Annotated in this window: 14 protein-coding genes; 4 read left to right on the top strand and 10 right to left on the bottom strand. The window is 37.8% G+C overall.

Going from position 1 to position 13,101, the window contains the following annotated elements; translation table 11 throughout:
- Positions 1–9 precede the first annotated feature (9 nt).
- From AC1M9K_RS10385 to AC1M9K_RS10355, 7 genes are all read right to left on the bottom strand, one after another.
- Complete coding sequence (locus AC1M9K_RS10385) at positions 10–960, bottom strand: tRNA-dihydrouridine synthase (RefSeq protein WP_481589220.1); 951 nt, start codon at positions 958–960, stop codon at positions 10–12.
- A 114-nt stretch (positions 961–1,074) separates the two neighbouring features.
- Entirely contained in the window at positions 1,075–3,822 is a 2,748-nt protein-coding gene (locus tag AC1M9K_RS10380) for a bactofilin family protein (protein ID WP_481589219.1), read from the bottom strand.
- 41 nt (positions 3,823–3,863) lie between these two features.
- Complete coding sequence (locus AC1M9K_RS10375) at positions 3,864–4,526, bottom strand: PilW family protein (RefSeq protein ID WP_092767483.1); 663 nt, start codon at positions 4,524–4,526, stop codon at positions 3,864–3,866.
- A 3-nt stretch (positions 4,527–4,529) separates the two neighbouring features.
- Positions 4,530–4,976 (bottom strand): PulJ/GspJ family protein, encoded by a 447-nt coding sequence (locus AC1M9K_RS10370; RefSeq protein ID WP_092767481.1) that lies wholly within the window; start codon positions 4,974–4,976, stop codon positions 4,530–4,532.
- Positions 4,948–5,475, bottom strand: a complete 528-nt coding sequence (locus AC1M9K_RS10365; protein ID WP_092767479.1) for a pilus assembly FimT family protein — start codon at positions 5,473–5,475, stop codon at positions 4,948–4,950. The genes AC1M9K_RS10370 and AC1M9K_RS10365 overlap by 29 nt, the downstream gene beginning before the upstream one ends.
- A gap of 1 nt (position 5,476) precedes the next feature.
- Positions 5,477–5,890 carry a type IV pilin protein gene (locus AC1M9K_RS10360; protein ID WP_481587214.1) on the bottom strand — a complete coding sequence of 138 codons (414 nt, stop codon included), beginning with the start codon at positions 5,888–5,890 and terminating at the stop codon, positions 5,477–5,479.
- Between the two features lie 358 nt (positions 5,891–6,248).
- A complete protein-coding gene (locus AC1M9K_RS10355) occupies positions 6,249–7,058 on the bottom strand; it encodes a cytochrome C assembly family protein (RefSeq protein WP_179999001.1) in 810 nt (269 codons plus the stop codon).
- Between the two features lie 143 nt (positions 7,059–7,201).
- On the opposite strand from AC1M9K_RS10355, the gene ffh reads away from it, so the two are divergent.
- Together ffh and AC1M9K_RS10345 are read left to right on the top strand one after the other, a co-directional pair.
- Positions 7,202–8,608 carry a signal recognition particle protein gene (ffh, locus tag AC1M9K_RS10350; protein WP_035269264.1) on the top strand — a complete coding sequence of 469 codons (1,407 nt, stop codon included), beginning with the start codon at positions 7,202–7,204 and terminating at the stop codon, positions 8,606–8,608.
- Positions 8,609–8,731: 123 nt separating this feature from the next.
- Positions 8,732–9,286 carry an RBBP9/YdeN family alpha/beta hydrolase gene (locus AC1M9K_RS10345; protein WP_481589218.1) on the top strand — a complete coding sequence of 185 codons (555 nt, stop codon included), beginning with the start codon at positions 8,732–8,734 and terminating at the stop codon, positions 9,284–9,286.
- Positions 9,287–9,316: 30 nt separating this feature from the next.
- On the opposite strand, the gene AC1M9K_RS10340 is transcribed toward AC1M9K_RS10345, so the two are convergent.
- The 3 genes from AC1M9K_RS10340 to AC1M9K_RS10330 all read right to left on the bottom strand — a co-directional run bounded on the left by AC1M9K_RS10340 (position 9,317) and on the right by AC1M9K_RS10330 (position 11,404).
- Positions 9,317–9,784 carry a hotdog fold domain-containing protein gene (locus tag AC1M9K_RS10340; RefSeq protein WP_481589217.1) on the bottom strand — a complete coding sequence of 156 codons (468 nt, stop codon included), beginning with the start codon at positions 9,782–9,784 and terminating at the stop codon, positions 9,317–9,319.
- Between the two features lie 100 nt (positions 9,785–9,884).
- Complete coding sequence (locus tag AC1M9K_RS10335) at positions 9,885–10,625, bottom strand: type III pantothenate kinase (RefSeq protein ID WP_481589274.1); 741 nt, start codon at positions 10,623–10,625, stop codon at positions 9,885–9,887.
- A 26-nt stretch (positions 10,626–10,651) separates the two neighbouring features.
- Complete coding sequence (locus AC1M9K_RS10330) at positions 10,652–11,404, bottom strand: biotin--[acetyl-CoA-carboxylase] ligase (RefSeq protein ID WP_092767469.1); 753 nt, start codon at positions 11,402–11,404, stop codon at positions 10,652–10,654.
- Between the two features lie 27 nt (positions 11,405–11,431).
- Here AC1M9K_RS10330 and AC1M9K_RS10325 point away from each other — a divergent pair, with 27 nt between their 5' ends.
- A complete protein-coding gene (locus tag AC1M9K_RS10325) occupies positions 11,432–12,232 on the top strand; it encodes a sulfite exporter TauE/SafE family protein (RefSeq protein WP_481589216.1) in 801 nt (266 codons plus the stop codon).
- A gap of 163 nt (positions 12,233–12,395) precedes the next feature.
- Positions 12,396–13,091 (top strand): GntR family transcriptional regulator, encoded by a 696-nt coding sequence (locus AC1M9K_RS10320; protein WP_035269253.1) that lies wholly within the window; start codon positions 12,396–12,398, stop codon positions 13,089–13,091.
- Positions 13,092–13,101: the final 10 nt, after the last annotated feature.

Below are 13,101 nucleotides of genomic sequence, written 5' to 3'. Positions count from 1 at the left end.
ATTTAGAAATTAGACAGTTGGCATAATGTTTTGAAAATGATTGAGCTTAGCAATGATTTCATCTACTTGTTTCAGACGTTTCACTTCATCCCATAACAGTTTTGCTTCAGGATAATGTTTAGACATCATACCTAGCCATTGCTTATAACGTCCGACCATATTCATTTCTTTTTTATAAGAACCATTTAAGAAGCGAATTTGGAGTGTAATTAAATCGCTCCATTGTAATATCGCTTCGTCTTTATTATGTCGGATGCATTGTGTGACATCGGGTGTTGTCACTGCTGCACGACCAATCATTAGATCTTCACAACCTGACTCTATTAAACACTGGCGCGCATCTTGGTTATTCCAGATTTCACCATTGGCTATCACATTAATGCTAAGCGCATGACGAATGGGTTGAAGTTGATCCCAAAAGGCGGGTGGGGTATAGCCATCTGCTTTTGTTCGTGCATGAACGGTAACCCAAGCGGCACCAGCATCTTCTATAGCATGTGCATTTTCCAGGGTGAAATTACGATCCATATAACCTAAACGCATTTTTGCTGAAACTGGTATTTCAGCAGGCACTGCATCACGTACAGCTTTAACCAGTTGATACACTGTTTCAGGTTCATCCAATAATACAGAACCACCTCGATGCCTGTTTACTGTTTTAGCTGGACAGCCAAAATTCATATCAATTGCAGGTGCACCTAACTCCACCGCTCGAACGGCATTTGCAGCCAACATGGTTGGATTATTCCCTAAAAATTGAACATGAACGGGTGTTCCTGCTGCTGTTTTGCCATCGTTCAATAATTCGGGACAGTAAGAATGATAGATGTGATCTGGGAGGACAGAATCAGTGACACGGATAAACTCAGTTACACACCAGTCGAAGCTGCCGACATGTGTGAGAACATCACGCATGATGGGATCAGTTAAACCTTCCATGGGTGCTAAAACGAGTTTCACTTGGTCACCTGAATATGGGAAAAACGGTGTTATACGGTGTTTTGTATAGCTTGTCTAGTCAGAAATTTCACACAAAAAAAAGCCCAAACTTATGTTTGGGCTTTTCGCTTCCAATTATTGATATTTAGCCCATTGTAGGTCTGCATTTTTAATGGCGATGAAATCATTGGCATTCACATCATCAACTTTATTTAAATTTTTATATTCATTTTTGGGAATATAAATATTTGTACCAGCACCCATTGTATTGTGTTGTTGAACACTAGTATACGGTGGGACACCTTGAGAGCTGATATTACCAAAGATTCCATTTTTTTCACCGATACCACATGCTGCACTACCTTCAACATTACTTCTTGCTAATACGTCACCATAAATTTGTGCACATGCACCAATACGCACAACTTGATTAGACATCAAGGCAACTAAACCAAGTTCTAACTTTGTTATTTCTTTATTATCAATAGTCACTGTATCAAGCGTACCGTTAGGTAATCTATTGGTATTTTTATACATCGTATTCGCATCTTGGCACAAATTCACTGGCGTCAAGAATTTGTTCGATAAAGTTGCAGGTGTTGTTGCAGGTGGACTAACACTAAACTTAGTATTAGACGTAGTGCCTAAGTTACGTGAACAAATTAAGGCATCTGTTGCATTTGGATTTCGCGTAATATTACGAGGCGAATAAATGCGAGGAGACATCGCAATCGCATCAATATCACCTTCAGCAAGGAAAGTATTGGTGAATACAGAATCAGTACTATCCGCCGCAAGATTCGCTTTACCAGAAATAATTAATTTACCTTCGAAATACAGAATACCTGGAGCAAAACTTGCGTTATCGAATGTAGATGTATCCATTGAACGAATATACCAAGTGTCTGGTAATGTATAGTCATAATCTTTAGGCCAGCCAAATATATAACGATCTTTACCATCAAGACCATTGAAGTCTAAGCTGACCCGTGGAAGATATCCAATAATTTGGCTCGTGCAATAACCGCTCTTATGCTCAGTACGTAGCCCTAAACTATTGGTCATGACCTGTTCTTCATGAATAGTTTCACAAATAGCACCGACATAATCTTTGCTATTCAAGGTGTATTTCCCTAAATAGAAACCTCGTGAGCCTGAGTTTGAGTTCTCAGGGTCAATTTTCATGATTTGAGTTTTATTTCCTGAAGTATCTACAGCAAACTGTTTGTGAATATTATTAGTAGCGTCATACTCATACATGTAAGTGATTTTAGAGCTCTCATTGCGAAGATGATTTAAATATACGCGAGCAGCGCCATATTCACGTACGAAAATATAGTTTGCATCATTTCGATATTGACGAACATCGACTCTGGTTTCAAACGTCATATTTTGAATTGCTTCTTGAATACTGGCTATGGTTTCAGAAATATCGTATTTAGGAATATCTGGAAAAGTACTGAGCTGAGGGATGCTTGTGAGTTTTTCATAAATTTTTCCACTAATTGCATTCTTAAATCCTTCAACTACACCATTCTGATTTGAAGTACTAAAGTTGGCAAGATAGACATCACCTTTTACGTCTTCAGCAATAAGACCATCTAATAAGCGTAATGGACCGTTAGAATACACATTTCCACCAATCCAACTTGTACTTAAGCGGACTCCAGCCTTGTACACGCCAATCCCTTGTTTCGACTGATTGTGAGCATAGGCCGATTGTTCAATTTTGGAGAAGGTATCAAGGTCAATAAATTCTTTGGCTCTTACACTGCCCTTAACGTCACTACTAGAAATATTAACTTTCCCGCCTGATGTAATATCACCCGTAACAACACTAGTTCCGATCATTGTTACGTTGCCACCTGCCATGACATTTCCGTTGACTTTACTAGAAACGGAAATATTGACATTCCCTTGGTGTGTGGTGATAGAAGACACTTCAACATTCGTGCGTAGTGTTACATCTTTATTGGTATGCAAGTTTGCAGCATAGCCACCTTCTGTAAGGCTAATATTTCCGTCAGTGGAAATATTTTGAGCTTTAGAACCAAGAGAAAGTGTGACATCACCAATTGCTTTAATATTTTCTGCTTTGACATTAGTTAACAGTTTAACCCACTCACCAGATGAAATATTGCCAAAATTTCCGCCGTTAATAATGTGAACATAGCCCTCAGCATTGATGTTAATTACAGCCCCATTTCTTGTACCACAGGCATCAATTAAACAATCAATATAGACATTTCCACCTTTACCATCTTTGTCTTTCTTAACGTTAATAGTTAAGTTTTTGATATTTTTGATTTTGAAACCAGCTTGTAAGGACAGGCTGCCACCATCGACATTCAGTTCGACATACTCATCTGGTTTAGTTGGATCTTCGCCGGAAATGGTAGTGCCAGACATAAATGTTTGACCAGTGAAATTAATAACACTCTTGTACTTAATCAGGTCTGCTGCAAGGTCATAGATTGCTTGTATCGTAGTAGCTGATTGAGCTGACCCACTTTTCGACAGAATATTTGCGATGACAATACATTTGGTTCCAGTAGAACCATCTGGGTTATTGGTTAAACCATTGCAACCTTTTACATCTTTTACTTCAACAGTGACATAACGTTGGTTGGTATCATCATTTAAAAGCTGAATTTCACCTGTATTTAATAAGCTTTGGCGAAAGTCGTTAATATCGGTATCCTTATATTTTTTTAATAAATATTCACGAAAGGCACTAACACCTGACCATCCCATGAGTTGTACGTTGGTTTGTGCATGCGCAGCAACATTTGCTTCTTTGTTGGAGATGAGTGATTTTGCAACAGTCGATGTTATGATCATCACTGTAAGCCCGATGAGCAAGACCAAAAGAATAGTGGCCATGCCTTGCTGCTTTCTTAAACTATTCATCTTTAATCTCGCTCTTAAAGGTTAACAATGTTATTAAGACAAACGGTATTACTCACTGTTTGACCAATGTTTGAATTTTGCATTTCATCTGCGTATTGACGATTAGCAGTAATCGTCAGTTGGCGCGTACCTTTGGAGTTGTTTTTATCAATTCCAAAAGGTGTACAATTTCCCGGTGTTAATACAAAGTTAAAAACGGTGCCTGTTTCTAAGGTCTTAAAGGAAACAATATGCTGTTTTTCATCAGGTTGGCTAAAAGTTTCTATATTTAATACTGCTTCAGACCCACAGTTATTCTTTTTAAGAAAGATTAAGCGATATGTATCACCTTCTTTTTCTTGAGTTAATGCTTCACAGTTGTAATTAATCGTTGTATTTGCAGACATTAAGCTTGTTACAGGATCTGGATTCATACGCCAGAAAACAGCAGGTAAATTTTGAGTGTCCACTCCTACAGCAATATCTGATGTTTTTCCTGAACCATAGCCGGCATTTTGAACGAGCTTCTGTGCAACTGATAATGCTGTACGTATTTGAGCATCGTATTCCGAATCACGAGAAGAACTAATACCAATTTGAGTCGTCTGTTTAAAAAGCATGAGCATCATTAGCATGCATAACATTGCAATGACTAATCCAACCATCAACTCAACGAGCGTAAATCCTTTTTGACTCATGATTTATCTCCCGACTCGATAACAATCTAAGCCTTCCATACTGTCTTCAGCGCAGGTCTTGGCATTAGATTGATTTGTACTCGCAGCTAATACAGGCCATGTAATTTTTGTACCTGCGACACCGCTCGTTTCACTAATATTTTCAGAATTCAAATTGCAATAAATGTAGTAGGTATTACCATTTAATGTGAACGATTTACTTTCGGTAGATTGGTTATTGAATGAAGCACAAACATCAGTTGAATCAGTAGATATAGTGATGGTTTGTAAGCGATTTTGCAGTTCGTTTATCACTATATTGTCAATGTTCATATATCGTTGCGTGTTCAACATTTTGCTGATTGCTAAACCGCTACCAAAAACAATAATCGAGAATATAAGTAAACCAACAAGAGACTCCAACAATGTGAAACCACGTTGATTAGTTGATTTGAATGTTTGCTGATTCATTATTCTTCTCAACTGTAACGGTTAAATTTAAATTTGAATTGCACGTTGCTGATGCTGAACTTGCAGCAACCAACATCCCATTCGAGTTAAAAGATAGACAATAAAACTCTGTATTATTTACTTTGAAAAATACATTCGATGCATAGGGGATTTTTTGAAGGATATAGTTTTGGTCAGGCGAGTTGCCGTCACTTGTTGAACACGCATCAGTATTGTCCTTAGCAACTCGAATCACTCTAATTTCTTGATGGGTTTTATCTATACAAACAGATGCTGCTGCAAGTGAAGACTCTTGATTATTCGTGTTTCGAATTGCTGCAGAACGGGCTTGATAAGTCGCATTTTTAATACCTGCTAGCGCTCCATCAACATGACTTTGATCTACCCAAGCTCTGGTTAAAGAAGTACCTACAAATAACAAAATAGCCAGTACAACGATCGTAATCATTAGTTCGATCAGCGTGAAACCAAGTTGTTTTCTATAACCAGTATTTTGCATATTATTTCACCCAGTCAGTATATGAACCACAACCGGACACGGTACGAGTTCCATCATTTTTGAGTGTTAATGTACAACCTAAAACTCTTGCTTCAGTTCCTATTGCCTGAACCGCATAATTCACACCATCTGATGAAGTGTACGTAAAATTAAATGAATCAGAACTTGGATTCCAAGTTGTAAATTTAGTTTTTACTGCATTGGTATTTGATAAGGTTTCTTTAGGGTAGTTTAGTGTTCTTTGATATGCATTTTCAGCACCTAATGAAAGTGCGATTAAATTCGATTGAGCTTCTTTGATTTTTGCTTTGGTGACGTAGTTTTGATAACTAGGTACTGCAATTGCGGCCAAGATTGCAACAATAATGATGACGATCATTAATTCGATTAAGGTAAAACCTTTTTGCAATTTCATACATACCCCAAAATAATCATCAAAAATATCCATTTACTAACTGTAACATTAGTTACTAACCTAAATAATAACAACTTATAGGAGATTAATGGGGGGTATTAAGCGATGAACAGATTATTAATATTAATTAATTAAATAATTCAAATAATATTAACTATTATTTATTAAATCATCATAAAGGTTTAATGTAGTTTTTTTATTTTAAGTAATTGATTTTTATTACTATTCCTAATGTGAAAATTTTATTTATACTTAAAATTTATTTATCTATATTTTAAATGTATTTAAAATATATAAAATTTAATATGATGTGATATTTATTTAATTATTATTTATTGTGATTCAAATCACACAATTGTTATTTTCCTAGAATCATTTCTAATACAAATTTTGATCCAATAAAGCCTATTGCAAGTAAAATAAAACCAATAATGGTAAAGCGTCTCGCTTTTTGACCGCGCCAACCAAAACGATAATGTCCAAATAAAAGTGCACCGTAAACAAACCAAGAGACAATACTAAATGCTGTTTTATGTGCCAAATGTTGTGCAAAAAAATCATCAATCGTAAAAAAGCCGAAGATAAGTGCAGTACTTAATAAAATGAAACCTGTAACAAGCATATCGAATAACAGAGATTCCATTGCTTGATAGGAGGGTAATAGATTAACCCAAACACGATGTTTCTGTTTGTTTTTTAACTCACGATCTTGTAACCACAACAAAACTGCGTGAATTGTTGCCATTAATAGCACTGCATAAGCCGAGAGTGACAAAATAATATGGACATCAAGTCCAAGCGTGTTCTGTTTAAGTGTAAGTATAGGCTGGCTCAGGGAATAGCCTAAAATTAAACCCAATGCAGCTACTGGTATTCCAATCAGATTTAGCGCAAGTACAGGTCGATAAGTGCTATAAAGCAGGCTCAATAACAGCATGAGTGCTGAAGTAAATGAAAGGAGATTAAAAACGTTATAGTTAATGCCGAAAGGCGTTTTCATATCTATCAATAAGACGACAGCATGCAAGATCAAGCCTAATCCAGCTACGAGACTGATAAACCAATGATTAGGGACACGTTTAGTCATTAAATGGGTAAATAAATACCAAAAGGCAGTGGTATAGGCGATCAATGCTAAAATTGTGTAAACCAAAGGGAGGCTAATCATGTCAAACCTTTTTATGGATGCTGAATATTCATCTAATAAGATATAAATTCCAAACGAACTACAGTATCCTATAGCATCTTATGCATAAATTTTCTATTTTAAGAAAGATTTTTTTGCAACAACCATTTTAAGCGGATTTTGCAATGTTTGATACCTTAACAGAACGACTCACGCAGAGTTTAAGAAATGTTACTGGCTCTGGGCAACTGACCGAAGACAATATTAAAGATACGTTACGTGAAGTGCGTATGGCACTTCTTGAAGCCGATGTTGCACTTCCTGTAACTCGTGAATTTATCGCGAAAGTTAAGGAAGAGGCATTAGGTCAAGAGGTGATGTCACAGTTATCTCCAGGCCAAGCATTCGTCAAAATTGTTCATGATGAACTCACCAAAATGATGGGTGAGGCAAATGAAAGTCTTGATCTTGCTGCAAAGCCTCCCGTTGTTGTTTTATTGGCTGGTTTACAAGGTGCAGGTAAAACGACGACTGCTGCAAAATTAGCTCGTTTTTTACAAGAGCGACAAAAGAAAAAAGTCGCAATGGTTTCTGCCGACGTCTATCGTCCTGCAGCGATTAAGCAACTCCAAACTGTAGCAGGTGAAGTCGGCGCGATTTTCTTTGAATCAAGTGCTGATGAAAAACCAATTACGATTGCAAACCGAGCAATTGAACAAGCTAAAATTCAATTTGCGGATGTATTGATTGTCGATACTGCAGGTCGTTTACATATCGATGACGATATGATGGGCGAAATTAAAGAATTGCATGCAGCGATTAATCCTACAGAAACACTGTTCGTTGTAGATGCAATGACCGGTCAGGATGCTGCAAATACAGCAAAAGCATTCAATGATGCATTGCCTTTAACCGGTGTGATTCTTACAAAAACTGATGGTGATGCGCGTGGTGGTGCGGCACTTTCTGTTCGTGCAATTACTGGTAAGCCTATTAAATTCTTGGGGATGGGGGAGAAACTCGATGCCCTTGAACCATTCCATCCTGAGCGTGTAGCACAACGTATCTTAGGTATGGGTGATGTGCTTTCTTTGGTCGAAGAGCTTGAACGTAAAGTCGACAAAGAAAAAGCTGAAAAAATGGCGAAAAAACTGCAAAAAGGCGGCAGCTTCAACTTTGAAGATATGCTGATGCAGTTTGAACAAATGAATAAAATGGGCGGTATGATGGGCTTCTTAGACAAGTTGCCTGGCATGAGTAACTCAGGAATTCAGGATGCGATTGCTCAAGCAAATCCTGAAAAGCAAGTGAAGAAAATGGAAGCGATTATTCAATCGATGACCATCAAAGAGCGTCGCAATCCTGACTTGATGAATCCAAGCCGTAAAAAACGTATCGCAGCAGGTTGTGGTATGGATGTTGCTGAAGTCAATAAGCTGATCAAACAACATGCCCAAATGGCAAAAATGATGAAAAAATTTGCGAATCCATCGGGTATGGCGAAAATGATGAAATCATTAAGCGGTATGCAAAAGAAATTTGGTGGCGGCGGTGGCGTTGGTCCGTTATTCGGTGGAAAAGATCCAAAATAATTCCCAAAAATTAAAAAGGCGCTGTGGCGCCTTTTTTCATGCTACATAATTTTGCAAACTTACTATTTAGTTTAAAAAATAATCAATTCATGATGTTGAGAATACAGTCAAGAGTGCAAGAAAATGACACAGGTTTATGTTGTGCATGGATATACGGCAAGCCCTGAAGAAAATTGGTTTCCATGGATACAACAACAAGCTGATCAGTATGGTATTCCATTAAAAGTATTGAGATTAGATCCTTCTGAGACGCCACTATTAGGAACGTGGCAACAACAAATGAAAGAGCAAATAGCTCAAATTGATGATCAAACAATTTTTGTTGCTCACAGTCTCGGGTGTATTGCAACTTTACATTACTTAAGCCAAGTGCTTTTAAACCAAAAAATCAAAAAATTAATTCTAGTTGCTGGTTTCAATGGACGTTTAGGGCGGCTTGAGCAAGTTAATCCATTTATTGATGCAGCAGATATAGATTTTGAACTCATTCGTGACCAAGTTCATGATCGCGTGGTCATTTATTCTGAAGGTGATGAGCGCGTTCTGCCTAAATTTAGTTTCCAACAAGCTGAAAGTATTGATGCACATGTCGTTGCTGCAGAACATCAAGGGCATTTTATTGATTCAGAAGGTTGTACTGCATTGCCTGAGGTTTGGGCTGAGATTGTTCGAGATTAATTCAGAAGCTATAAGCTCTCACTGACGTGTTTAACGTGATGTCACCCACATATTGATTTCTGCTCTAAAGATAAGCGTTTGGTTTTGATCATGGACTTCGACACACGCTACAAATTTATTTGGTATGGATTGACCCGCTTGAATTGGCGTCAGAGGATAAGCAACTGCTGTTAAATCGGTCGTTGCTTTTTTAATATAGTTGACTTGCATACCATCGGGTATCCATCGATGGCTTTGTGGAAGAGTGACTTCTGTCATTAGACCACCAGTAAGCTCTGCCAAATTACACAATGCGATCGCATGTATAGTATCGAGGTGATTTAAAACCCTTTTTTCTTTAGACATCTGGACCTGACAAAAATCTGGTCTCAATTCAATAATTTTCGTGCGAATAGACTTGAAATAAGGTGCTTTGAGTTGAATGATTTGATTGAAAAGTACTTTCCCTAAGGGCAGTTTCTTCGCAATATTCCAAAAATTTAACGTCCTGTTATTCATGTTGTTTAGCCTGTTTTTTTATATTTTGGATGTGTACTGATACTAAGTGAATAATTTTTTGTTTTAAAAGACACTCAGTTCAGCAGACCTGATGACTAAGTTATGTTTTTTGCTGCGCGACAGCAAGATAGCGTTGTAAGCCTTTTAATAATAAATCGGTTTCAATTTGCGGGTGATAAGATTGTAAATATTGAGCAAAGAGTGCTGCATCTCCACCTGTAAGGATTAATTTTCTTGGAGATGTTGTTAAAACTTTTTCGATCATACTGACCAATCCCAATAAAATACCATGATGAACAGCATCCATTGTATTTTGCCCAGGACTTAACTCATCAAATGCAGCATCAGGGATTTTGATCCCTTTGGTATTTTGAATAAGTGAGTCTCGTTGTAGATAGAGATTAGGTACGATATATCCGCCTAAATGTGTAAATCCATCTGCTAAATCAATTGTTAAGGCCGTTCCACAACTGATCACGCAATATTTCTCTTGAGGATCGGTGACGACCGCTAGAACTTGTAGCCAACGATCAATGCCCAGTTGATTCGGTTCTGTATATCCACATTGGAGTCCTGCATATTCTTGATGAACTTTAGCAACGACAATTGGGATATCTAGCAGTTTTAAAATTTTGAGTATACGGTCGTTATTCTTCTTGTCTTGAACAGATGAGATACCGACTTCTGAGAGGTTTTGAGATTTAAAGTGTTGGATGAGACCCAACATTAAGTCCGCAGGAGATTGTAGATGAAGCTCCGCCACATGCTCCAAGATTTGCTCACCTTCCGTGATCCAATATTTTAAACGCGTATTGCCTATATCTAACCAAAGACGTTTCATCATGTATTCGCTGACCTATCTTTTCTCTATTTTTTTAAGCGTAAACGCCCTTGATACAAACCGATTAAACCTTGTTCAGTCAAAATATTAATTCGACCATCATCTCCAATACCTTTAAAGATACCTTGTACTGTTTTATTCACTTGCTCAAATTCTACAGTCTGATTCATAAAAGCAGCATAGTGATTGAAACGTCCTGAGAGATTATAACTTCCGTGCTCAAACCATTGTCCGGCTTGCATGATGGCAAGATAAAGCTCTGAAATAATCTTAATTCGATTTGGATGAGCTAAACCCAATTGCATGATTGATGTGGTTTGCTGTTCGATTGCTGCATCAGAAACAGGCAATAAATTAATACCAACACCAACAATCGCCTGATGTGGGGTTACAGGTTCTACCAAAATGCCACCCCATTTGCCTTGCGCACTATAAAGGTCATTTGGCCATTTAATTTGTAAATGATCCAATGACTTAAATGAAGGAATTTGCAAAATATTAAGTGCAATCTCAAGGGATAGTCGACCATCTAAGGGTGTTTTGGTTTCTAGCAATGTGCTTAAATAAATATTCCCGACTGGGGAAACCCATTGTCGTTGATGTTGTCCACGTCCCTGAGTTTGAGTCTCACTGCATACAAGAATACCCTGTACACCTTTTTTGATGAGTGCGCGTACTTCATCATTGGTTGAAGTGGTGCTCTGTTTTAACAGTAAAACTTCTGGAAGTTGTTGAGCTTCAGTTAAAAGCTGACTGAGGTGGCGAGTCTCTAAATCCATGTTGAATCTGAGAAGAGTAAAAGATTTATGGAGTTAATCATATATTTAGCTATTGGTGCAATCGCTGGTTTTACTGCAGGGTTGTTTGGCGTGGGCGGTGGATTAATCATCGTACCCATTTTATTTATTGTATTTACCCAAATGGGTTATGACCCAACTGTCATTATGCACATGGCGCTTGGAACATCATTAGCTACGATTGTGGTCACATCGATTAGCTCGGTTATGGCCCATCATAAAAAAGGTGCAGTGCTATGGTCAGTATTTAAAAATTTAGCGCCAGGTTTGGTATTGGGTTCATTTTTTGGTGCTGGCTTGGCCAGTATTATCTCTGGACCAATGCTGCAATTGATTATCGGTTGTTTCGCAATTTGGGTCGCATACCGTATGTTCCGTGGAGCTAATGTGGTGGTCGATCAATCTAAGCAACTACCTTCTGTACCTGCTCAATTGACGGCGGGAAGTGGAATTGGGGTGGCCTCAGCAATTTTTGGGATCGGTGGAGGAAGTTTAACCGTACCTTATTTGAATCATCATGGGGTGGTGATGCAAAAAGCTGTTGCAACATCTGCTGCATGTGGACTGCCGATTGCTTTAGCAGGTGCATTTGGATTTATGTTCTATGGACAACAAGCACCTGCTGAAATCGAAAATGCCATTGGATATGTTCATGTTTATGCATTCATTGGCATTAGTGTAATGAGTTTTATCACCGCAAAAGTAGGAGCAAAAGTTGCACATAAACTGTCAGCAGCGATGTTGAAAAAATGTTTTGCAGCTTTGCTTACAACTGTAGGGATTTATTTTATTTATCAAGGCGTATTTTGAGAAAAATATGCCAAATAATTCTCAAAAATAAAGATGTGTATTGACTTAAAAATTTGATAAATTGTCAGACAAAGACATAGTCAGCATGATGCTATTGGTATAAAAACAATAAAATAGCATCATGCTTTATGAAGTATGAGTAAAAAAAATAAATAGGAATATTATGCAATTGGAAGAAGTGGACAGCCTTTCAGAGCAAATAGCCAGACATATAAGTGAACAGATTATTAGTGGCGAATTGGTCGAAGGTGAACGTATACAAGAATTGCGTATCGCTAAAGAATTAGACGTGAGTCGAGGTTCGGTACGTGAAGCTTTATTATTACTTGAACGCACGCATTTAATTGAAATTTATCCAAGACGCGGCGCAATTGTGTCAGAAATGTCTGCCCAACAAGTGCGAGCTTTATTTGATACGAGTGCACTTATGTTAGGGCAGATCGTCCAGCGTATGAGTGAAACTTGGCGTAATCATGAAGCTGAGGCGCTTCAGCAACTTTTGCAATATTTAATTGAACAAGTTAAACAAAGTAATACTGAAAAATTTTACGATGGTGTATTTCAATTTTTAGCCAAGCAACAAGATATGGTAGCTAACCCATACTTAATGAAGTTTTATCGCGAACTGTTGCCATCTATACGTCGTAGTTATTTTTTAACCTTAAATACTTCGCGTAGAGAGCTCCAAGAAGCACTTGAATTAATTAAGCTCGTGATCGATGCAATTTTGATCCGAAAATCACAACAAGCTACTTTATTTATGGAAGATTTTTGCCGACACTTGCGCAATCTAGTGTTAGAGTCACTGACACGAATGAAACAAATTGAACTAGCTTGGGCGCGGAGATCGCGCAGATAATCAGGACACT

The sequence above is a fragment of the Acinetobacter sp. 24-47-67 genome (assembly GCF_056779735.1).
The sequence above is the reverse complement of the archived record's forward strand: the minus strand, read 5'-3'. Positions and strand labels throughout refer to the sequence as shown.